The sequence below is a fragment of the Aeromonas sp. R6-1 genome (assembly GCF_040908165.1).
Lineage (GTDB): Bacteria > Pseudomonadota > Gammaproteobacteria > Enterobacterales > Aeromonadaceae > Aeromonas > Aeromonas caviae.
In genome coordinates, this window is sequence record NZ_JBFODF010000038.1 from 101,990 (window position 1) to 122,364 (window position 20,375).

Below are 20,375 nucleotides of genomic sequence, written 5' to 3' on the forward strand. Positions count from 1 at the left end.
TTCGGGGCTTTTTTGCATTCTGGGGACTTATTTCTTCAGTTTCGACAGGGCAGCCGCGAAGGCGTTGCCCATGGCACCCTCGGTCGGAGCACTCTGACGGGGCGCCTGTTTCGGTCGGGCGTTGCCGGTGTGACGCGGCTCGGCCGGTTTGCGTGCAGGCTGGCCGGCTTTTTCATCCAGACGCATGGTCAGACTGATGCGTTTGCGCGGTACGTCGACTTCCAGCACCTTGACCCGGACGATGTCACCGGCTTTGACCACCTCACGGGGATCCTTGACGAAGCGATCGGTGAGGGAAGAAATGTGCACCAGCCCGTCCTGATGGACGCCGATGTCGACGAAGGCGCCGAAGTTGGTGACGTTGGTGACCACACCCTCCAGCACCATCTCGGGCACCAGATCGCTGATTTTTTCTACCCCTTCCTTGAAGGTGGCGGTCTTGAACTCGGGACGCGGGTCGCGGCCTGGCTTGTCCAGCTCGCCGATGATGTCCGTGACGGTAGGCACCCCGAACTGCTCGTCGGTGTAGTCGGTGGGCTTGAGGGTGCGCAGCAGGCTGCTGTTGCCGAGCAGGCTGTCCACGGTCTGCTCCAGCTTGGCGAGGATCCGCTCCACCACCGGGTAGGATTCCGGGTGCACCGCCGAGCCGTCCAGCGGATTGCTGCCGCCCCGAATGCGCAGGAAGCCGGCGCACTGCTCGAATGCCTTGGGCCCGAGCCGGCTTACTTTCAGCAACTGCTGACGACTCTTGAAGGCGCCGTTCTCGTCGCGGTAGGCGACGATGTTCTGGGCCAGGGTCTGGGAGAGGCCGGAAACCCGGTTGAGCAGGGCGACCGAGGCGGTATTCACATCCACCCCGACCGCGTTCACGCAATCCTCGACCACGGCATCGAGGCGGCGGGCCAGCTGGCTCTGGCCGACGTCGTGCTGGTACTGGCCGACACCTATGCTCTTGGGATCGATCTTGACCAGCTCGGCCAGGGGATCCTGCAGCCGGCGAGCAATGGAGACGGCGCCACGAATGGAGACGTCGAGATCCGGGAATTCTTGGGAGGCGAGCTCGGAGGCGGAGTAGACCGATGCCCCCGCCTCGCTCACCACGATTTTCTGCGCCTTGGCGGCCGGGTAGCGCTCGAACAGATCGCTCACCAGGCGGTCGGTCTCCCGCGAGGCGGTGCCGTTGCCGATGCTGATGAGCTCGACCTTGTGCTTCTGGCACAGCTCGCTCAGGGTCTTGAGACTCTGGTCAACCTGGCGCTTGGGTTCGAACGGATAGATGGTCGCGTGATCGACCAGCTTGCCGGTGGCATCGACCACCGCCACCTTGACGCCGGTACGGATGCCGGGATCCAGCCCCATGGTGCAGCGCATGCCGGCCGGCGCTGCCATCAGCAGATCCTTGAGGTTCATGGCGAACACCTTGATCGCCTCGTCTTCTGCCGATTCGCGGATGCGGCCGATCAGCTCGGTTTCCATCTGCAGGGAGAGCTTGATCTTCCAGGTCCAGCTCACCACCCCCTGCAGCCACTTGTCGGCCGGGCGGTGTTGCAGGTTGAGTCTGAGGTGATGGGCGATGATCCCTTCGCAGGGGCTGGCACCCTCATCGTCGCCGGCGACCAGCGCCAGGTTGAGGATCCCCTCGTTGCGGCCGCGCAACATGGCCAGCACCCGGTGGGAGGGGGCCTTGTGCAGGGGTTCGTCATGTTCGAAGTAATCCTTGAACTTGGCCCCTTCCTGCTCCTTGCCGGCCACCACGCGAGCGCGCAGGGTGGCGTTGTGCCACAGGTAGTCCCGCAGCTTCTCCAGCAGGTCGGCCTGCTCGGCGAAGCGCTCCATCAGGATATAGCGGGCACCGTCGAGGGCGGCCTTGCCGTCGGTGATCCCCTGCTCGGCATTGAGGAAGCGAACCGCCTCCTGCTCGGGATCTTTCAGCGGGTCGCTCAGCAGCAGGTCGGCCAGTGGCTCCAACCCCGCTTCGATGGCCATCTGCCCCTTGGTGCGGCGCTTGGGCTTGTAGGGGAGGTAGAGGTCTTCCAGCCGGGTCTTGCTGTCGGCGTCGTTCAGCTCGCGGGCCAGCTCGGTGGTCAGTTTGCCCTGCTCTTCGATGGAGCGCAGGATCACCTGGCGGCGATCCGCCAGTTCACGCAGGTAGCCGAGGCGACTCTCCAGGGTACGCAGCTGGCTGTCGTCCAGACCGCCGGTCACCTCTTTGCGATAACGGGCGATGAAGGGGACGGTGGCACCTTCGTCCAGCAGGCGAACGGCGGCCTGCACCTGCTCCGGGCGGGCATTCAGCTCACCGGCAATCTGATGTTCTATTACGTGGCTTTGCATCGAGGGTCTCTTGGTCGGGTCCTGGTCAACGGGCAGGCGCGAGGCGATGTCGCCGGGCAGGGGTCTGTCCTGGCGGTACTCAAGGTACCAGCCGGACCACTGCCGCGCGGGCCGGTTGGCGCCGCAAGGCGCCGGGTGTGAGCACTATATGGGGTCGGGCAGCGGGATGCCACCCCGGCAGAAATGACGTTTCTCATACCCGGTGGGCGGACATGCTCGGTCTCTCCTGGCCTTGTCAGCCGATTTGGCAGTGAGGCTCGGCCTGGCTTATTTGGGATAGCTGATCTCATTGATGTACCAGCAGGCGTCACCCACTGGCGTTTGAACCATGGCTTCATCGCCCACCTCTTTCTTGAGCAGGGCACGGGCCATGGGGGAGTCGATGGAGATGTAATCCTTGCGGCCGAAGATCTCGTCATAGCCGACGATGCGAAAGCGCTTGGTCTCACCCTCGTCGTTTTCCACCTCGACCCAGGCGCCGAAGAAGACCTTGCCCTCCTGGGAGGGGGAGTAGTCGACTATGGTCAGCTCTTCCAGGCACTTGCGCAGGTAGCGAACCCGGCGGTCGATCTCCCGCAGGCGTTTCTTGTTGTACTGGTAATCGGCATTCTCGCTGCGATCACCCAGGCTCGCTGCCCAGGCCACTTTTTTGGTGACATCGGGCCTCTCCTCCCGCCAGAGCATGTCGTGCTCCTGCCGGAGCCTGGTGTAGCCTTCACGGGTAATGAGTTTGGTTTTCATGGGGTTATCACTCCCTCGCCAATTGCATCCGGTTGCCCGGGATCTTAGTCATTGTCGCCGCCCTGTCGAGCAAAAAGCGGAGCTGGTCATCCATCCTTCCCGGCTCCGGGGCCGAATGAGGGCAATAACCGGTAACATATTTATGCTTTGTGGTTGCAGGGGGCGGCTCTAGTATGAGGGGAGACAGAGAAGAGAGGTGGCAATGAGTCAGCAATACAAGGTCCTGGTGGTGGACGACGATCTGAAACTGCGTTCCTTGCTGGAGCGCTACCTCACCGAGCAGGGGTTTGTAGTGCGAGGTGTTGCCAACGGGGAGCAGGCCGATCGCCTGCTGACGCGTGAAAACTTCAGCCTGATGGTGCTTGATCTGATGCTGCCGGGGGAAGATGGCCTCTCCATCTGCCGCCGCCTGCGCGAGGCCGGCAACCAGATCCCCGTCTTGATGCTCACCGCCAAGGGAGACGAGGTTGATCGCATCGTCGGTCTGGAGATGGGGGCCGACGATTATCTGCCCAAACCGTTCAACCCCCGTGAGCTGCTGGCCCGGATCCGCGCCGTGCTACGCCGCCATACCGTGGAGCTGCCCGGCGCCCCTTCCGCGGCGGAGAAGATGGTGAGTTTCGGGGCCTACCAGCTCAATCTGGCGACCCGTGAACTGAGCCGTGATGGCGAACCGGTTGCCCTGACCAGCGGGGAGTTCGCTGTGCTCAAGGTGCTGGTGAGTCATCCTCGCGAACCGCTCTCCCGTGACAAGCTGATGAACCTGGCCCGTGGTCGCGAGTACACGGCCACCGAGCGCAGCATCGACGTGCAGGTCTCCCGCCTGCGCCGCCTGCTGGAACAGGACCCGGCCCAGCCTCGCTATCTGCAGACCGTCTGGGGTCTGGGGTATGTGTTCGTACCGGACGGTGAGAACGCATGAAGAAAGTGGGCAGCATGTTCTCCCGCATGCTCTGGTTTCTGGCTGCCGTGCTGGTGGTCTATCAAGTCGTCTCCTACGTTACCTTCTACAACTACCTGCTGGCGCCGACCGTCAAGCAGATCAGCCACCTGCTGGCAAACCAGGTCAAACTCATCTTCCCGGTGGACAACAACCAGCTGGCGCTCAGTGAAGATGCCGAGGCGCTGGTCTATGTGACCACTGGCAGCGACATCTATACCCAGAGCGAGGCGGAGCAGCACGGGCTGAATGATTCCAAGCCCTACCCCTATCTGGAGCAGAGCATCAGCCGCGAATTGAAAGGGGATACCAGGGTCAGGGTTGAAATCCAGGATCACTACATCATCTGGATCCAGCCTCCCCAGGCCAGCCAGATGTGGGTGCGTATTCCCCTGACGGAAATTGAAGATGACGACATCGAACCGCTCATCCTCTATATGAGCGTCTTGCTGGTTGTGACCCTGTTTGCGGCCTGGCGTTTTGCCCGTCAGCTGGTGCGGCCGCTGGAGGATCTGGAAGCGGGGGCCGTGGCGGTAGCGCGCGGCAACTTTCCCGATGCCCTGGGGGAGCAGGGCTCGCGGGAGGTGCGCCGCCTGACCCGCACCTTCAACCACATGTCGAGCTCCATCAAGGGGCTGATCGAGGAGCGCAACCTGATGATGGCCGGGGTATCCCACGATTTGCGCACCCCTCTTACCCGTATTCGTCTCGCGACCGAGATGATGTCCTCCGGGGATGAGTACCTCAAGGAGAGCATCAATGCGGACATCGATGAGTCGAACGGCATCATCGATCAGTTCATCGACTACATTCGCCCGAACGAGGGGCTCGATGCCCGGCCCGTCGACCTGACCCAGCTCATTCACGATGCGTTGCTGATGCAGACCGATCAGGGACTGGAAGTGGAGCTGCTCCTGCCGGAGGAGGCGGTGCGTGTGGCCTGCCATCCCATCAGCATTCGCCGTATCCTCAACAATCTGTCGGGCAACTCCCTGCGCTATGGCGCGACCCGGTTGCAGGCCGAGCTCAGGGATGATGGCCACTGGGTGCGGCTGCGACTCTCCGACAATGGCCCGGGGATCGCAGAAGAGGACTACTCCCGGGTGCTCAAGCCCTTCACCCAGGGCAATGTGGCGCGCACCGGTGGCGGGAGTGGGCTGGGGCTGGCCATCGTTGCCAAGATAGTCTCCCAGCATCACGGCACCATCAGGCTGGGGCGCTCCGAACTGGGGGGCTTGCAGGTGGAGATCCGGCTACCCAAGAACCAGCCGCTGGAGTGGATGGATTGAAAGCAGGGCGTATCGAGGGATACGCCCTTTGTCTGTCAGGGGTGGGGGTCGCTCACCTTGCGGTAGCGCTTGCCATATTTGAGTTGCTGGATAAGCAGGGCGGCGACGATGAGAACCAGCCCGATGGGGGTTGCCGGGTGAATGGTTTCGCCGATCAACAGGTTGAGCAGCACCAGAGAGGCAAACGGCGAGATGAAGATAAGGTTGCTGATGGGGGCCGTGTTGGTGGCGTGGCGCAGGGCCATCAGCCAGAGCACGAAACCGAAACCCATCTCGAACAGCCCCACATAGATGGCGCCAGCCCATCCCTGCCAGGCAGTCATGGCAAAGTCCGAGAGCAACCAGGTCGCCACGATGATGAAGGGCAGGCTGATGAGGAAGCCGAGCAGCAGGCTGACGACGGGATCCCCCTGATTGCGGGTGTTGAGGATCCAGTAACCGGCCCAGATCAGGGTCGACACCAGCGCCAGCGTGACGCCGAGCGGACTGTCGAACTGCAGACCGAACACGTCCCCCCTGGTGGCGATCACCAGGGCGCCGAAATAGCCGAGCACGATGGCGACGCCATCGCGGCGGCGCAGCTTTTGACCGAGGAAGGGAACGGCCAGCAGGCTGAGGGTGATGGCCCAGGTGTAGTTGAGAGTCTGCGCCTGCTGGGCGGGCAGCAGATCATATGCCTTGAACAGCAGCAGGTAATAGAGAAAGGGGTTCAGGACCCCGAGAGCGAGGTAGTAGAGGGGGCGACGCTTGATGTAGTCGAGCAGTAGTGGCAGTTTGCCCTGACAGGCCACGATGCACCCCAGGGTCAGGGTCGAGGTGCAGGCCGCGACCAGCAGCAGCTGTACCGGTTCAAAGTAGGCGAGGGAGATCTTGAAGGCGCTGGCCACCGTGGACCAGAGGGCGACGGCACAGAGCCCGTACTGGTAGGCTTTCTTCTGATTCTTGAGCATGGGATGGGTTCCGCAGACAGGGGCGAGGGCGCAGTCTATCAGCCTGTTTGCAACATTGTCGTTACCATCTTGCCGAGGGCGATGGGCCGATCGCAGGGAGATCCATCCGCCACACAAAATTGCGCACAATCTGTCCGCCTTCACTTGCGTGAGTGGAAAAAATCCGTATAATCCCCTCCGCTTGCCCATGAGGCAGCCAGACGATATGTCTGCTTGCTGAGCTTCCCGTTTACGAGTTGCCAGCCATACAGTCCTCCCGATATGGGAGGAAACGTGAAAAATCACACCTCTGGCGGGAGTAGTCCCGGTCGGGCGGTGTTGATTTATGTTCTTTTATCTATTGGAGCTCTGTCAATGCAGAACCAAAGAATCCGTATCCGCCTGAAGGCTTTTGATCATCGCCTGATCGATCAATCCACTGCGGAAATCGTTGAAACTGCTAAGCGCACTGGCGCGCAGGTTCGCGGTCCTATCCCGCTGCCGACTCGCAAAGAGCGTTTCACCGTTCTGATCTCCCCGCACGTCAACAAAGACGCGCGTGATCAGTACGAGATCCGCACTCACAAGCGTCTGGTAGACATCGTTGAACCGACTGACAAGACCGTTGACGCTCTGATGCGTCTGGATCTGGCAGCTGGTGTAGACGTCCAGATCAGCCTGGGTTAATTACGGAAAGAGGTTGATAACAATGACAATCGGTCTTGTAGGTCGCAAAGTGGGTATGACTCGCATCTTCACTGAAGATGGCGTTTCTATCCCGGTGACTGTTATCGAAGTTGAAGCTAACCGTGTAACTCAGGTCAAATCTGTAGAAACCGACGGCTACAACGCTATTCAGGTTACCACTGGCGCCAAGAAAGCCAGCCGCGTAACCAAGCCGGAAGCTGGCCACTTCGCCAAAGCTGGTGTAGAAGCCGGTCGCGGTCTGTGGGAATTCCGCCTGAACAACGGTGAAACTTTCACTGTTGGTAGCGAGCTGAAAGTAGATCTTCTCGCTGACGTTAAGCTGGTAGACGTTACCGGCACATCCAAGGGTAAAGGTTTTGCCGGTACTGTTAAGCGCTGGAACTTCCGTACCCAGGATATGACCCACGGTAACTCCCTGTCCCACCGTGTACCTGGCTCCATCGGTCAAAACCAGACCCCGGGCCGTGTATTCAAGGGCAAGAAGATGGCTGGTCACATGGGTGCTGAGCGTGTAACGACTCAGAACCTGGAACTGGTTCGTGTTGACGCTGAACGCAACCTGCTGCTCATCAAAGGCGCAGTACCGGGTGCAACCAACGGCAATGTGATCGTTAAACCTGCCGTCAAAGCGTAACGTCTGAGGAGATAGTAATGGAATTGGTAATGAAAGACGCCAAGAGCGCTCTTGAAGTTTCCGAGACTACCTTCGGGCGCGAATTCAACGAAGCTCTGGTTCACCAGGTTGTCGTTGCATATGCCGCTGGTGCCCGTCAGGGTACTCGTGCGCAGCTGACTCGCTCTGAAGTGTCTGGTGGCGGCAAAAAGCCGTGGCGTCAGAAGGGTACTGGTCGTGCCCGTGCTGGCTCCATCCGTTCGCCCATCTGGCGTTCCGGTGGTGTGACCTTTGCTGCTAAGCCGCAAGATCACAGCCAGAAAGTAAACAAGAAGATGTACCGCGGCGCTATCCGTAGCATCCTGTCCGAGCTGGTACGTCAAGAGCGCCTGATCGTTGTTGAGAAGTTCGGCATCGAAGCGCCGAAGACCAAAGAACTGATCGCCAAGCTGAAAGAAATGGAACTGACTGACGTTCTGATCGTGACTGCTGAAGTCGATGAGAACCTGTTCCTGGCTGCTCGTAACCTGTACAAAGTTGACGTGCGTGACGTTGCCGGTATCGACCCGGTCAGCCTGATCGCTTTCGACAAGGTTCTGATGACTGCTGACGCAGTTAAGCAAATCGAGGAGATGCTGGCATGATCCGTGAAGAGCGTCTGCTGAAAGTTCTGAAGGCTCCGCACATCTCTGAAAAGAGCACCATGGTCGCAGAAAAGCAGAACACTATCGTGTTCAAAGTTGCTGTTGATGCCACCAAGGCGGAAGTCAAAGCTGCAGTTGCGAAACTGTTCGAGGTCGAAGTTGAGACCGTCCGTACCCTGAACATGAAGGGTAAGACCAAGCGCGCAGGTGCACGCGTAGGCCGTCGTTCCGATTGGAAAAAGGCTTATGTGACCCTGAAAGCTGGTCAGGACATCGACTTCATGGGCGCAGCCGAGTAAGAGGAGTTCTGAAAAATGGCAATCGTTAAGTGCAAGCCTACTTCTCCGGGCCGCCGCCACGTCGTCAAGATCGTCAACCAAGAGCTGTACAAGGGCAAGCCCTTCGCCGCTCTGCTGGACAGCAAAAGCAAGTCCGGTGGCCGTAACAACAACGGCCGTATCACCACTCGTCATATCGGTGGTGGTCACAAGCAACACTACCGTCTGATCGACTTCAAGCGCGACAAAGACGGCATTCCGGCCAAAGTTGAGCGTCTGGAATACGATCCCAACCGTACCGCAAACATCGCCCTGGTGCTGTATGCAGACGGTGAGCGTCGTTACATTCTGGCTCCGAAAGGCCTGAAAGCTGGTGATGCAATCGCCTCTGGTGCTGATGCTGCCATCAAGGTAGGTAACACCCTGCCGATGCGCAACATCCCGGTCGGTTCTACCGTTCACGCCGTTGAGATGAAACCTGGTAAAGGTGCCCAGCTGGCTCGTTCCGCTGGTACTTTCATCCAGATCCTGGCTCGTGAAGGTAACTATGTAACTCTGCGTCTGCGTTCCGGCGAAGTACGTAAAGTTCTGGCCGAGTGCCGCGCTACCATCGGTGAAGTGGGTAACTCCGAGCACATGCTGCGTCAACTGGGTAAAGCCGGTGCTAACCGCTGGCGTGGTATTCGTCCGACCGTTCGCGGTATGGCGATGAACCCGGTTGATCACCCGCACGGTGGTGGTGAGGGTCGTAACAAGGGCATGCAGCCTGTGTCCCCATGGGGCCAGAAGGCTAAGGGCTTCAAGACCCGTAAGAACAAGCGTACCGACAAGTACATCGTACGTCGTCGTAACAAGTAATTGTTAACATAGAGGAATCACCATGCCACGTTCTCTCAAGAAGGGTCCATTTATCGACCTGCACTTGCTGAAGAAGGTAGAGAAAGCGGTGGAAAGCGGGGATAAAAAGCCGGTTAAGACCTGGTCCCGTCGTTCAATGATCATCCCGAACATGATCGGTTTGACCATCGCTGTCCATAATGGTCGTCAGCACGTTCCGGTTTTCGTTACCGAAGAAATGATCGGTCACAAACTGGGTGAATTCGCACCGACTCGTACTTATCGCGGCCATGCTGCTGATAAGAAGGCTAAGAAGCGCTAAGGGATAAATGATGGAAGCTATCGCTAAACACCGTTATGCCCGTACTTCTGCCCAGAAAGCTCGTCTGGTAGCCGATCAAGTACGTGGTCTGTCCGTAGACAAGGCTCTGAACATCCTGACCTTCAGCCCGAAAAAGGCTGCTGTTCTGGTGAAGAAAGTGCTGGAATCTGCCATTGCCAACGCTGAGCACAACGAAGGTGCCGATATCGACACCCTGCGTGTTGCCACCATCATGGTAGACGAAGGTCCCTCCATGAAGCGCATCCGCCCGCGTGCCAAAGGTCGCGCGGATCGTATCCTCAAGCGTACCGCTCACATCACTGTAGTGGTATCCGACGCTAAGGCTGGGAGATAAGCAATGGGTCAGAAAGTACATCCTAATGGCATTCGCCTGGGTATTACCAAGCCTTGGAATTCTACCTGGTTCGCGAACACCAAAGACTTCGCTGACAACCTGTACAGCGATTTCCAAGTACGCCAGTTCCTGACCAAGGAGCTGAAAAACGCTTCCTTGTCCAAGATCACTATCGAGCGTCCGGCCAAGAGCATCCGTGTGACCATTCACACCGCTCGTCCGGGTGTCGTGATCGGCAAGAAAGGCGAAGACGTTGAAAAACTGCGCAAAGCTGTAGCCGCAATCGCTGGCGTGCCTGCTCAGATCAACATTTCCGAAGTCCGCAAGCCGGAGCTGGATGGCAAACTGGTTGCCGACAGCATCACTTCCCAGCTGGAGCGTCGCGTAATGTTCCGTCGTGCTATGAAGCGCGCCGTACAGAACGCCATGCGCCTGGGTGCCAAGGGCATCAAAGTGGAAGTTTCCGGCCGTCTGGGCGGCGCTGAAATCGCGCGTACCGAATGGTACCGTGAAGGTCGTGTGCCCCTGCACACCCTGCGCGCCGACATCGACTACGCAACTTCTGAAGCCCACACCACTTACGGTGTGATCGGCGTTAAAGTTTGGATCTTCAAGGGCGAAGTTCTGGGCGGTCTGGCTGCAGTCAATGCTGCCGCTGCTCAAGAGCAAGCTCCTGCGAAGCCCAAGCGTGACAACAAGCGCCGCGCTGCCAAGTAAGGAGATTCGGTAAATGTTGCAACCTAAGCGTACTAAATTCCGCAAGACCCACAAGGGTCGTAACCGCGGTCTGGCCAATGCCGGTAACGAAGTATCCTTCGGTACCTTTGGCCTGAAGGCGACATCTCGTGGTCAACTGACTGCTCGTCAAATCGAAGCAGCCCGTCGTGCCATGACCCGTCACGTTAAGCGTCAAGGCAAGATCTGGATCCGTGTGTTCCCGGACAAGCCCATCACCGAAAAGCCCCTCGAAGTTCGTATGGGTAAAGGTAAGGGTAACGTGGAATACTGGGTTTGCCCGATCCAGCCTGGCAAGGTTCTGTACGAGATGGATGGTGTACCTGAGGCTCTGGCGCGTGAAGCGTTTGCCCTGGCCGCAGCTAAGCTGTCTGTTCAGACCACTTTCGTAATTAAGACGGTGATGTGATGAAAGCCCAAGATCTGCGTCAAAAGAGCGTCGAAGAACTGAACCAGGAGCTGCTGGGTCTGCTGCGTGAGCAATTCAACATGCGCATGCAAGCTTCCACCGGCCAGCTGGCTCAGACTCACACTCTGAAACAAGTGCGTCGTGACGTCGCACGTATCAAGACTGTACTGACTGAGAAGGCAGGTGCGTAATGACTGACAAGATCCGTACTCTGCAAGGTCGTGTAACTAGCGACAAGATGGACAAGTCCATCACCGTCGCTATCGAGCGCAAGGTAAAGCACCCGATCTACGGTAAGATCATCAAGCGTACTACCAAGCTGCACGTGCATGACGAGAACAACGAGTGCAAGGCTGGCGATCTCGTGGAAATCCGCGAGTGCCGCCCGCTGTCCAAGACCAAGTCCTGGACCCTGGTTGCTGTCGTAGAAAAGGCCTAATTCGGTACTTTTTAGCCCAAACGGCCCCCCATCGGGGCCGTTTGTTTTTTAGGCTACCTTTTCAAAAATAGCTGTGTTATAGTTTCGCGCCTTTTGAAGGCAGCCAGATCCCATCAGGGATAAGAAGTAAACAAAGCGGAGCACTAAGATGATCCAGATGCAAAGTATGCTGGGTGTTGCCGACAACTCCGGCGCTCGCAGTGTAATGTGTATTAAGGTTCTGGGTGGTTCGCACCGCCGTTATGCCGGCATCGGCGACATCATCAAGGTTTCCATCAAGGAAGCCATTCCTCGCGGTAAAGTGAAGAAAGGTGATGTGTATAACGCGGTGGTCGTACGCACCCGTAAAGGCGTTCGTCGTCCGGACGGCTCTGTCATCCGTTTCGACAACAATGCGGCTGTGTTGCTTAACAACAACCAACAGCCAATCGGTACTCGTATTTTTGGCCCGGTGACCCGTGAACTCCGTAACGAGAAGTTCATGAAGATTGTGTCCCTGGCACCCGAAGTACTGTAAGGAGTCGAACGATGGCAGCTAAAATCCGTCGCGAAGACGAAGTAATTGTTCTTACCGGCAAAGACAAGGGCAAGCGTGGCAAAGTCACTCAAGTCCTGATTGCAAAAGGTAAGGTAATCGTGGAAGGCATCAACCAGGTGAAGAAACACCAAAAGCCGGTACCCGCACTGGGTCAGGCTGGCGGCATCGTCACCAAAGAAGCCCCCATCGATGTATCTAACGTCGCGCTGTTCAACTCTGCCACTGGCAAGGCTGACCGCGTTGGTTTCCGGATTGAAGACGGCAAGAAAGTCCGTTTCTTCAAATCCACCGGCGAACTTGTGAAGTAATTGGAGTTTAACGATGGCGAAACTGCATGATTACTACAAATCCGATGTAGTAAATGAACTGTCCAAGCAGTTCGGTTACAAGACTATCATGCAAGTCCCTCGGATCGAGAAAATCACCCTGAACATGGGTGTTGGTGAAGCGATCTCTGACAAGAAGTTGCTGGAAAATGCTGCTGCCGATATGGCTGCCATTTCCGGTCAGAAGCCGCTGATCACCAAAGCACGCAAATCTGTTGCGGGCTTCAAGATTCGTGAAGGCTACCCGATAGGTTGTAAAGTAACCCTGCGTGGCGAGCGTATGTGGGAGTTCCTGGAACGGCTGATTTGCATCTCCGTACCGCGTATCCGTGACTTCCGTGGTCTGAACGCCAAGGCGTTCGATGGCCGTGGTAACTACTCCATGGGCGTGCGTGAGCAAATCATCTTCCCGGAAATCGACTATGACAAGGTCGATCGCGTCCGTGGTCTGGATATCACCATCACCACTTCCGCGAATACCGACGAAGAAGGCCGTGCTCTGCTGGCTGCCTTTAACTTCCCATTCCGCAAGTAAGGTTAGGGTTATGGCTAAAACATCCATGAAAGCACGTGAAGCAAAGCGTGCGAAGCTGGCAGCCAAGTTCGCGACTAAGCGTACCGAGCTGAAAGCTATCATCGTTGATATGAACGCTTCTGAAGAAGCGCGTTGGGATGCTGTCTTGCAACTGCAACAGCTGCCCCGTGATTCCAGTCCGTCCCGCCAGCGTAACCGTTGCAACATCACTGGTCGTCCGCACGGTTTCCTGCGGAAGTTTGGCCTCTCTCGCATCAAGGTGCGTGAGCATGCCATGAAGGGCGAAATTCCGGGCCTCAAAAAGGCCTCTTGGTAAGAATCTCGGGAGTTAGACTATGAGCATGCAAGATCCGATCGCGGATATGCTGACCCGCATCCGTAACGGTCAGGCGGCGAGCAAAGTTGCGGTTTCCATGCCTTCTTCCAAGCTGAAAGTGGCTATCGCCAAAGTGCTGAAAGAAGAAGGTTACATCGCTGGCTACTCCGTAGCTGGTGACGTGAAACCTGAACTGGAAATCGAACTGAAGTATTTCCAGGGCAAGCCGGTTGTAGAACTGATCCAACGCGTGAGCCGTCCCGGCCTGCGTATTTACAAGCGCACTACTGATCTGCCGAAAGTCATGGGCGGTCTCGGTGTTGCTATCGTGTCCACGTCTAAAGGTGTGATGACCGACCGTGCTGCCCGTAAGGCAAGCATGGGTGGTGAGATCATCTGCTACGTCGCTTAATAGGAGGTCGGAAATGTCTCGCGTTGCTAAGGCACCCGTCACTATTCCTGCTGGCGTAGAGGTGACTCTGAACGGTCAGGAACTGTCCATCAAAGGTGGTAAAGGTTCCCTGGTTCGTTCCATCCACGCCGGTGTAGAAGTGACCAAAGAAGACAATGTACTGAAGTTCGCCCCGCGCGACGGCATCGCTGGTGCTGACGCTCAGGCCGGTACTGCACGTGCATTGGTCAACAACATGGTATTCGGTGTTACCCAAGGCTTCGAGCGCAAGCTGCAGCTGGTTGGTGTAGGCTACAAGGCCTCCATCAAGGGCAATGCTGTCGCGCTGGCTCTGGGCTTCTCTCACCCGGTTGAGCATGCGCTGCCGGCTGGTGTCACCGCTGAATGTCCGTCCGCCACTGAGATCATTCTGCGTGGTGTGGACAAGCAGCTGGTTGGCCAAGTCGCCGCCGATATCCGTGCTTACCGCGCTCCGGAGCCCTACAAGGGCAAGGGTGTACGCTATGCCAACGAGCAAGTGCGTACTAAAGAAGCTAAGAAGAAGTAAGGTAACACTATGGACAAGAAAGCAGCTCGTCTCCGTCGTGCTACTCGTGCTCGGAAAAAGATGCAGGAACTGGGAGCTACCCGTCTGGTTGTTCACCGTACCCCGCGTCATATCTATGCGCAGGTTATTGCAGCCAACGGTTCCGAAGTTCTGGCCTCTGCTTCCACAGTAGAGAAAGCCATCAGTGAAGCTCTGAAATACACCGGTAACGCAGATGCTGCTACCGCTGTAGGTAAGGCTATCGCTGAGCGTGCTATTGCCAAAGGCGTTCAGAACGTATCTTTCGATCGTTCCGGTTTCAAGTATCACGGTCGTGTAGCCGCTCTGGCTGCCGCTGCTCGTGACGCTGGTCTTCAGTTCTAAGCTAGGAGTCGAAGATGGCTAAAGTCGAATCTCAAGCCGGCGAACTGCAAGAAAAGCTCATTGCAGTAAACCGTGTTTCGAAAACTGTTAAAGGTGGTCGTATCATGTCCTTCACCGCGTTGACCGTGGTGGGTGATGGTAACGGCCGTGTAGGTTACGGTTACGGTAAGGCCCGTGAAGTTCCGGCCGCCATTCAAAAGGCGATGGAACAGGCTAAACGTAACCTGAACAAGGTTGAGCTGAACAACGGCACCCTGCACCACCCGGTGCGTGGCGTTCACTCTGGTTCCACCGTGTTCATGAAGCCGGCCTCCCAAGGTACTGGTATCATTGCAGGCGGCGCCATGCGTGCCGTACTGGAAGTTGCTGGTATCCACAACGTGCTGGCCAAGACCTACGGTTCCACCAACCCAATCAACGTTGTTCGCGCAACTGTCGACGCTCTGGTTCACGGTCAATCACCGGAACAGATCGCGGCCAAGCGTGGTCTGCGCGTTGAAGAAATTCTGGGGTAATGCGACATGGCTAACACTGTAAAAGTAACTCAAACTCGCAGCTCTATCGGCCGTCTGCCAAAGCACAAGGCGACTCTGCGTGGTCTGGGTCTGCGTCGCATTGGTCACACCGTTGAGCTGGAAGATACTCCCTGCGTACGCGGTATGATCAACCAGGTTTATTACATGGTTAAGGTGGAGGGCTAAGCATGCGTCTGAATACTCTGTCTCCGGCCGCTGGCTCCAAGCGCGTCAAGCACCGTCCGGGCCGTGGTATCGGTTCTGGTCTGGGCAAGACCGGTGGTCGTGGTGTTAAAGGTCAAACCTCTCGTTCCGGTGGCGGCAAGGTCCGCAACGGTTTTGAAGGCGGCCAGATGCCTTTGAAAATCCGTCTGCCGAAGTTCGGTTTCTTCTCTCGCAAATCTTTGGTTTCTGCCGAAGTGCGCCTGAACGAAATCGCCCTGGTAGAAGGTGATGTGGTCGACGTGAGCACTCTGAAGCAAGCCGGTGTTATTACCAAAAACATCGTGTTCGCTAAAGTTGTTCTGTCTGGCAACATTGACCGTGCTGTGACCGTTCGTGGTCTGTCCGTCACCAAGGGTGCACGTGCAGCCATCGAGGCCGCTGGCGGTAAAATCGAGGAATAATCAGTACAATGGCTAAGAAACCAGGATTGGATGTTAAAGCACAAGGTGGTCTGAGCGAACTGAAGAGCCGTCTGCTCTTCGTTCTCGGGGCAATTATCGTGTTCCGTGCAGGCTCTTATGTGCCGATCCCTGGTATTGACGCCGCCGTACTGGCCGAGTTGTTCCAACAACAGAAGGGCACCATCATTGAGATGTTCAACATGTTCAGTGGTGGTGCACTCTCGCGTGCTTCTATTCTTGCACTGGGGATCATGCCGTACATTTCGGCGTCGATCATTATCCAGTTGCTGACTGTGGTTCACCCTGCTCTTGCTGAACTCAAGAAAGAAGGTGAATCCGGCCGTCGCAAGATTAGCCAATATACCCGTTGGGGCACGCTGGTTTTGGGAACGTTCCAGGCCATTGGTATTGCAACAGGTCTGCCGAATATGATGCAAGGACTCGTGACTCATCCGGGTTTGGGCTTCTATTTCACAGCCGTTGTGAGTCTGGTCACCGGTACCATGTTCTTGATGTGGTTGGGTGAACAGATTACCGAGCGTGGGATTGGTAATGGTATCTCGTTGATTATCTTCACAGGTATCGTCGCCGGTCTGCCTCATGCCATTGGCGCTACGGCCGAACAGGCACGTCAAGGGGAATTGCACATCCTGCTGTTGTTGTTGCTGGGCTTGATTGTTTTCGCTGTGACTTACTTTGTGGTGTTCGTGGAGCGTGGTCAGCGTCGTATCGTCGTTAACTATGCCAAGCGTCAACAAGGCCGCCAGGTATTCGCTGCGCAAAGCACACACCTGCCGTTGAAAGTGAATATGGCCGGTGTGATTCCTGCGATTTTCGCATCCAGCATCATCCTCTTCCCGGGTACCATTACCTCCTGGTTTGGTCAGGGCGAGGGCAAGATCGCTGACATTCTGCAACAGGTCTCTATGGTCCTGCAGCCGGGTCAGCCCTTGTACGAGATGCTCTATGCAGCAGCCATTATCTTCTTCTGCTTCTTCTATACCGCGCTGGTGTTCAACCCCCGCGAGACAGCAGATAACCTGAAGAAGAGTGGAGCCTTTATCCCGGGGATCCGCCCGGGCGAGCAGACAGCACGTTACATCGATAAGGTTATGACTCGCCTGACATTGGCAGGTGCGCTCTATATTACCTTTATCTGTCTGGTACCCCAGTTCCTGATGACTGCCTGGAACGTACAGTTCTACTTCGGTGGCACCTCGCTGCTGATTATCGTGGTAGTTATCATGGACTTCATGGCTCAGGTTCAGACCCATATGATGTCTCATCAATATGGCGACGTCCTGAGGAAGGCCAACCTGAAGGGCTACGGCCGCTAAAGGTCGGCGTAGTTACGGAGTTAAGCAATGAAAGTTCGTGCTTCCGTTAAGGCAATCTGCCGTAACTGCAAAATCATCAAGCGTCACGGTGTGGTGCGTGTGATTTGCAGCGAGCCAAAGCATAAACAGCGCCAAGGCTAATTTTTTACGGTTAGTACTTGCAACAAATAGTTGTGCTGGCTAATATAGCCAGCCAACTTTTGTTGTGTATTGGTTGACCGCCACGTATCCGCTCACGGGCTTTGTGGTGGTCGTTATCTACTATATGTAGGAGTGAATAGTGGCCCGTATCGCTGGCATTAACATTCCTGACCATAAACATGCAGTCATTGCGTTGACTGCTATTTATGGCGTCGGTCGTACCCGCTCCAAGGCCATCTGTGCCGCAGCCGGTATCGCTGAGAATGTGAAAATTAAAGACCTGGACGAAGCTCAGATCGAGAGTCTGCGTGAACAAGTAGGTAAATTCACCGTCGAAGGTGACCTGCGTCGTCAGATTTCCATGAACATCAAGCGATTGATGGATCTGGGTTGCTACCGTGGTTTGCGTCACCGTCGTAGCCTGCCTGTTCGTGGTCAACGTACCAAGACCAACGCTCGTACCCGTAAGGGTCCGCGCAAGGCTATCAAGAAGTAACGGGAAGGTAGAAAATGGCTAAAACTCCGACTCGTGCTCGCAAGCGCGTTAAAAAGCAAGTGAGCGACGGTATTGCGCACGTTCATGCATCTTTCAACAACACAATCGTGACCATTACTGACCGTCAGGGCAATGCTCTGTCTTGGGCTACCTCTGGTGGTTCCGGTTTCCGTGGTTCCCGTAAGTCCACTCCGTTTGCTGCCCAGGTAGCTGCTGAGCGTGCTGGTGAGATCGCCAAAGAATACGGCGTGAAGAACCTGGAAGTCATGGTCAAAGGTCCGGGTCCCGGTCGTGAGTCTTCCATCCGCGCTCTGAACGCGGCTGGTTTCCGCATCACTAACATTACTGATGTGACTCCGATCCCGCACAACGGTTGTCGTCCTCCCAAGAAGCGCCGCGTGTAACGCTGTAGCTACTTGGTCTAGGATTGTTGGAGAAAGAAGATGGCAAGATATATCGGTCCTAAGCTTAAGCTTAGCCGTCGTGAGGGCACCGACCTCTTCCTGAAGTCTGGTGTTCGTGCGATTGATTCTAAGTGCAAGATTGACACCGTTCCTGGTCAACACGGTGCGCGTAAAGCGCGTCTGTCCGACTACGGTGTGCAACTGCGCGAGAAACAAAAAGTACGTCGTATCTACGGCGTATTGGAAAAACAGTTCCGCAACTACTACCGCGACGCTGCCCGTCAAAAGGGTAACACCGGTGAAAACCTGTTGCAGCTGCTGGAAGGTCGTCTGGACAACGTCGTCTACCGCATGGGCTTCGGCGCCACTCGTGCTGAATCTCGTCAGCTGGTGAGCCACAAAGCCATCATGGTAAACGGCCGCGTTGTGAATGTTCCTTCTTTCCAGGTATCCCCTGAGGACGTGATCTGCGTTCGCGAGAAGGCTAAGAAGCAAGCGCGTATCAAAGCTTCCCTGGAAGTTGCTGGTCAGCGCGAGAAGCCGACTTGGGTAGAGGTTGACGCTGCTAAGATGGAAGGTGCCTTCAAGCGCCTGCCGGAGCGTTCCGACCTGTCTGCCGACATTAACGAACAGCTGATCGTCGAGCTTTACTCCAAGTAAAGCTAGCTTCTAAAGAGAGGACACAATGCTGGGTTCTGTAACAGATTTTCTTAAACCGCGGCTAGTTGACATCGAGCAAGTTAGCCCGACTCACGCGAAAGTGACTCTCGAGCCGCTTGAGCGTGGCTTTGGCCACACGCTGGGCAATGCCCTGCGTCGTATTTTGCTGTCATCTATGCCCGGTTGTGCGGTTACTGAAGTCGAGATCGACGGAGTACTGCACGAGTACAGCAGCAAAGAAGGTGTACAGGAAGACATTCTTGAAATCCTGCTCAACCTGAAAGGTATCGCTGTGAAGCTGGAAGGCAAGGACGAGGTAACTCTGTCCCTGACCAAGTCTGGAACAGGCCCCGTTACCGCTGGTGATATCACTCACGGTGATGAAGTCGAGATCGTAAACCCGGAGCACGTAATCTGCCACCTGACTGGTGCAAATGCTGAGATCAGCATGCGCCTGAAAGTTCAGCGCGGTCGTGGTTATGTGCCTGCTTCTGCTCGTGTTCACAACGATGATGAAGAGCGTCCTATCGGTCGCCTTCTGCTGGACTCCGCGTTCAGCCCCATCGTTCGCATCGCCTACAATGTCGAGGCGGCACGTGTGGAACAGCGCACCGACTTGGACAAGCTGGTTATCGACATGGAGACCAATGGTACTCTGGATCCGGAAGAAGCCATCCGTCGTTCCGCCACTATTCTGGCAGAGCAACTGGAAGCCTTCGTGGATCTGCGCGATGTCAGCGTGCCCGAGAAGAAAGAAGAGAAACCCGAGTTTGATCCGATTCTGCTGCGTCCTGTCGATGATTTGGAGCTGACAGTTCGTTCAGCGAACTGTCTGAAGGCAGAAGCTATCCACTATATTGGTGATCTGGTACAGCGTACCGAAGTTGAGTTGCTTAAGACTCCTAACCTCGGTAAGAAGTCCCTGACTGAGATCAAGGACGTGTTGGCCTCCCGTGGTCTGTCTCTTGGCATGCGCCTTGAGAACTGGCCGCCCGCCAGCATCGCTGACGAGTAATCCAGATTACGGGTTTCACAGATTTAGTTAGAAGGATAAGGTCATGCGCCATCGTTTGAGTGGTCGTCAACTGAACCGGAACAGCAGCCATCGTCAGGCTATGTTCCGCAACATGGCCAGCTCCCTGGTTCGTCATGAGATCATCAAGACGACTCTGCCTAAGGCAAAAGAGCTGCGTCGTGTAGTTGAACCACTGATCACCCTTGCCAAGACTGATAGCGTTGCTAATCGTCGCCTGGCATTTGCCCGTACTCGCGATAACGCGATCGTGGCTAAGCTGTTCAATGAACTGGGCCCGCGCTACCTGGAGCGCGCCGGCGGTTATACTCGCATTCTGAAATGCGGTTTCCGTGCTGGTGACAACGCTCCTATGGCTTACATTGAGCTGGTAGACCGCCCGGCCGCTGCTGAAGCAGCTGCTGAGTGATAAAAGAAAAAGCCGGGCTTGTCCCGGCTTTTCTTTTGGTGGATTCTGATACTGCCTCTACTGCCTCTACTGCCTCTACTGCCTCTACTGCCTCTACTGCCTCTACTGCCTCTACTGCCTCTACTGCCTCTACTGCCTCTACTG

Annotated in this window: 33 protein-coding genes; 30 read left to right on the forward strand and 3 right to left on the reverse strand. The window is 56.4% G+C overall.

Annotated features, from left to right (window positions below; translation table 11 throughout):
- Positions 1-27: 27 nt before the first annotated feature.
- Complete coding sequence (locus AB5Y68_RS11335; RefSeq protein ID WP_039039493.1) at positions 28-2,334, reverse strand: Tex family protein; 2,307 nt, start codon at positions 2,332-2,334, stop codon at positions 28-30.
- A 267-nt stretch (positions 2,335-2,601) separates the two neighbouring features.
- Positions 2,602-3,075 (reverse strand): transcription elongation factor GreB, encoded by a 474-nt coding sequence (greB, locus tag AB5Y68_RS11340; protein WP_039039492.1) that lies wholly within the window; start codon positions 3,073-3,075, stop codon positions 2,602-2,604.
- A 202-nt stretch (positions 3,076-3,277) separates the two neighbouring features.
- Here greB and ompR point away from each other — a divergent pair, with 202 nt between their 5' ends.
- Positions 3,278-3,997: a two-component system response regulator OmpR gene (ompR, locus tag AB5Y68_RS11345; RefSeq protein ID WP_010672556.1), complete on the forward strand. Its 720-nt coding sequence runs from the start codon at positions 3,278-3,280 to the stop codon at positions 3,995-3,997.
- A complete protein-coding gene (gene envZ / locus AB5Y68_RS11350) occupies positions 3,994-5,304 on the forward strand; it encodes a two-component system sensor histidine kinase EnvZ (protein ID WP_010672557.1) in 1,311 nt (436 codons plus the stop codon). The genes ompR and envZ overlap by 4 nt, the downstream gene beginning before the upstream one ends.
- A 35-nt stretch (positions 5,305-5,339) precedes the next feature.
- Here the strand turns inward: envZ and AB5Y68_RS11355 are convergent, their stop codons facing one another.
- Entirely contained in the window at positions 5,340-6,254 is a 915-nt protein-coding gene (locus AB5Y68_RS11355; protein WP_039039491.1) for a DMT family transporter, read from the reverse strand.
- A gap of 354 nt (positions 6,255-6,608) precedes the next feature.
- Here AB5Y68_RS11355 and rpsJ point away from each other — a divergent pair, with 354 nt between their 5' ends.
- The 28 genes from rpsJ to rplQ all read left to right on the forward strand — a co-directional run bounded on the left by rpsJ (position 6,609) and on the right by rplQ (position 20,231).
- Complete coding sequence (rpsJ, locus tag AB5Y68_RS11360; protein WP_005307944.1) at positions 6,609-6,920, forward strand: 30S ribosomal protein S10; 312 nt, start codon at positions 6,609-6,611, stop codon at positions 6,918-6,920.
- A 22-nt stretch (positions 6,921-6,942) separates the two neighbouring features.
- Positions 6,943-7,575, forward strand: a complete 633-nt coding sequence (gene rplC / locus AB5Y68_RS11365) for a 50S ribosomal protein L3 (protein WP_010672559.1) — start codon at positions 6,943-6,945, stop codon at positions 7,573-7,575.
- 17 nt (positions 7,576-7,592) lie between these two features.
- The gene (rplD, locus tag AB5Y68_RS11370) at positions 7,593-8,198 is read left to right on the forward strand and encodes a 50S ribosomal protein L4 (protein ID WP_005340616.1); all 606 of its coding nucleotides are present in this window, start codon (positions 7,593-7,595) and stop codon (positions 8,196-8,198) included.
- Entirely contained in the window at positions 8,198-8,497 is a 300-nt protein-coding gene (gene rplW, locus AB5Y68_RS11375; protein ID WP_342690021.1) for a 50S ribosomal protein L23, read from the forward strand. Before rplD ends, rplW begins: the two co-directional genes overlap by 1 nt.
- Before the next feature lie 15 nt (positions 8,498-8,512).
- On the forward strand, positions 8,513-9,334 hold the full coding sequence (gene rplB, locus AB5Y68_RS11380; protein ID WP_010672560.1) for a 50S ribosomal protein L2: 822 nt from the start codon (positions 8,513-8,515) through the stop codon (positions 9,332-9,334).
- Positions 9,335-9,356: 22 nt separating this feature from the next.
- On the forward strand, positions 9,357-9,635 hold the full coding sequence (gene rpsS, locus AB5Y68_RS11385) for a 30S ribosomal protein S19 (RefSeq protein ID WP_005307960.1): 279 nt from the start codon (positions 9,357-9,359) through the stop codon (positions 9,633-9,635).
- Positions 9,636-9,645: 10 nt separating this feature from the next.
- Positions 9,646-9,990, forward strand: a complete 345-nt coding sequence (rplV, locus tag AB5Y68_RS11390; protein WP_010672561.1) for a 50S ribosomal protein L22 — start codon at positions 9,646-9,648, stop codon at positions 9,988-9,990.
- A 3-nt stretch (positions 9,991-9,993) separates the two neighbouring features.
- Positions 9,994-10,707 (forward strand): 30S ribosomal protein S3, encoded by a 714-nt coding sequence (gene rpsC / locus AB5Y68_RS11395; protein ID WP_005331168.1) that lies wholly within the window; start codon positions 9,994-9,996, stop codon positions 10,705-10,707.
- 13 nt (positions 10,708-10,720) lie between these two features.
- Positions 10,721-11,134, forward strand: a complete 414-nt coding sequence (rplP, locus tag AB5Y68_RS11400; protein ID WP_010672562.1) for a 50S ribosomal protein L16 — start codon at positions 10,721-10,723, stop codon at positions 11,132-11,134.
- Positions 11,134-11,325, forward strand: coding sequence for a 50S ribosomal protein L29 (gene rpmC / locus AB5Y68_RS11405; protein WP_005307965.1), 192 nt, complete (start codon positions 11,134-11,136; stop codon positions 11,323-11,325). The genes rplP and rpmC overlap by 1 nt, the downstream gene beginning before the upstream one ends.
- Positions 11,325-11,573, forward strand: coding sequence for a 30S ribosomal protein S17 (rpsQ, locus tag AB5Y68_RS11410; protein ID WP_039039490.1), 249 nt, complete (start codon positions 11,325-11,327; stop codon positions 11,571-11,573). Before rpmC ends, rpsQ begins: the two co-directional genes overlap by 1 nt.
- A gap of 148 nt (positions 11,574-11,721) precedes the next feature.
- Entirely contained in the window at positions 11,722-12,090 is a 369-nt protein-coding gene (gene rplN / locus AB5Y68_RS11415) for a 50S ribosomal protein L14 (RefSeq protein ID WP_005307975.1), read from the forward strand.
- Positions 12,091-12,101: 11 nt separating this feature from the next.
- Positions 12,102-12,419 (forward strand): 50S ribosomal protein L24, encoded by a 318-nt coding sequence (gene rplX, locus AB5Y68_RS11420; RefSeq protein ID WP_005307977.1) that lies wholly within the window; start codon positions 12,102-12,104, stop codon positions 12,417-12,419.
- A 13-nt stretch (positions 12,420-12,432) separates the two neighbouring features.
- Positions 12,433-12,972, forward strand: coding sequence for a 50S ribosomal protein L5 (gene rplE / locus AB5Y68_RS11425; RefSeq protein ID WP_005331162.1), 540 nt, complete (start codon positions 12,433-12,435; stop codon positions 12,970-12,972).
- 10 nt (positions 12,973-12,982) lie between these two features.
- On the forward strand, positions 12,983-13,288 hold the full coding sequence (rpsN, locus tag AB5Y68_RS11430; protein WP_005331161.1) for a 30S ribosomal protein S14: 306 nt from the start codon (positions 12,983-12,985) through the stop codon (positions 13,286-13,288).
- Positions 13,289-13,307: 19 nt separating this feature from the next.
- Entirely contained in the window at positions 13,308-13,700 is a 393-nt protein-coding gene (rpsH, locus tag AB5Y68_RS11435) for a 30S ribosomal protein S8 (protein ID WP_005307980.1), read from the forward strand.
- A gap of 13 nt (positions 13,701-13,713) precedes the next feature.
- Positions 13,714-14,247 carry a 50S ribosomal protein L6 gene (rplF, locus tag AB5Y68_RS11440; protein WP_039039489.1) on the forward strand — a complete coding sequence of 178 codons (534 nt, stop codon included), beginning with the start codon at positions 13,714-13,716 and terminating at the stop codon, positions 14,245-14,247.
- Between the two features lie 9 nt (positions 14,248-14,256).
- The gene (rplR, locus tag AB5Y68_RS11445) at positions 14,257-14,610 is read left to right on the forward strand and encodes a 50S ribosomal protein L18 (RefSeq protein ID WP_010672566.1); all 354 of its coding nucleotides are present in this window, start codon (positions 14,257-14,259) and stop codon (positions 14,608-14,610) included.
- A gap of 14 nt (positions 14,611-14,624) precedes the next feature.
- A complete protein-coding gene (gene rpsE / locus AB5Y68_RS11450; protein ID WP_005340605.1) occupies positions 14,625-15,125 on the forward strand; it encodes a 30S ribosomal protein S5 in 501 nt (166 codons plus the stop codon).
- Between the two features lie 6 nt (positions 15,126-15,131).
- Positions 15,132-15,311: a 50S ribosomal protein L30 gene (gene rpmD / locus AB5Y68_RS11455; RefSeq protein ID WP_005307985.1), complete on the forward strand. Its 180-nt coding sequence runs from the start codon at positions 15,132-15,134 to the stop codon at positions 15,309-15,311.
- Between the two features lie 2 nt (positions 15,312-15,313).
- Positions 15,314-15,751 (forward strand): 50S ribosomal protein L15, encoded by a 438-nt coding sequence (gene rplO, locus AB5Y68_RS11460; protein ID WP_005307987.1) that lies wholly within the window; start codon positions 15,314-15,316, stop codon positions 15,749-15,751.
- Between the two features lie 8 nt (positions 15,752-15,759).
- Positions 15,760-17,088: a preprotein translocase subunit SecY gene (gene secY / locus AB5Y68_RS11465; RefSeq protein ID WP_010672567.1), complete on the forward strand. Its 1,329-nt coding sequence runs from the start codon at positions 15,760-15,762 to the stop codon at positions 17,086-17,088.
- Positions 17,089-17,115: 27 nt separating this feature from the next.
- A complete protein-coding gene (rpmJ, locus tag AB5Y68_RS11470; protein ID WP_005319705.1) occupies positions 17,116-17,229 on the forward strand; it encodes a 50S ribosomal protein L36 in 114 nt (37 codons plus the stop codon).
- A gap of 139 nt (positions 17,230-17,368) precedes the next feature.
- Entirely contained in the window at positions 17,369-17,725 is a 357-nt protein-coding gene (gene rpsM, locus AB5Y68_RS11475; RefSeq protein WP_005307991.1) for a 30S ribosomal protein S13, read from the forward strand.
- Positions 17,726-17,739: 14 nt separating this feature from the next.
- Positions 17,740-18,129, forward strand: coding sequence for a 30S ribosomal protein S11 (rpsK, locus tag AB5Y68_RS11480; protein WP_005319702.1), 390 nt, complete (start codon positions 17,740-17,742; stop codon positions 18,127-18,129).
- 39 nt (positions 18,130-18,168) lie between these two features.
- Positions 18,169-18,789 carry a 30S ribosomal protein S4 gene (rpsD, locus tag AB5Y68_RS11485; protein ID WP_010672568.1) on the forward strand — a complete coding sequence of 207 codons (621 nt, stop codon included), beginning with the start codon at positions 18,169-18,171 and terminating at the stop codon, positions 18,787-18,789.
- Between the two features lie 25 nt (positions 18,790-18,814).
- The gene (rpoA, locus tag AB5Y68_RS11490; protein WP_005307997.1) at positions 18,815-19,804 is read left to right on the forward strand and encodes a DNA-directed RNA polymerase subunit alpha; all 990 of its coding nucleotides are present in this window, start codon (positions 18,815-18,817) and stop codon (positions 19,802-19,804) included.
- 43 nt (positions 19,805-19,847) lie between these two features.
- On the forward strand, positions 19,848-20,231 hold the full coding sequence (gene rplQ / locus AB5Y68_RS11495) for a 50S ribosomal protein L17 (RefSeq protein ID WP_005307999.1): 384 nt from the start codon (positions 19,848-19,850) through the stop codon (positions 20,229-20,231).
- Positions 20,232-20,375: the final 144 nt, after the last annotated feature.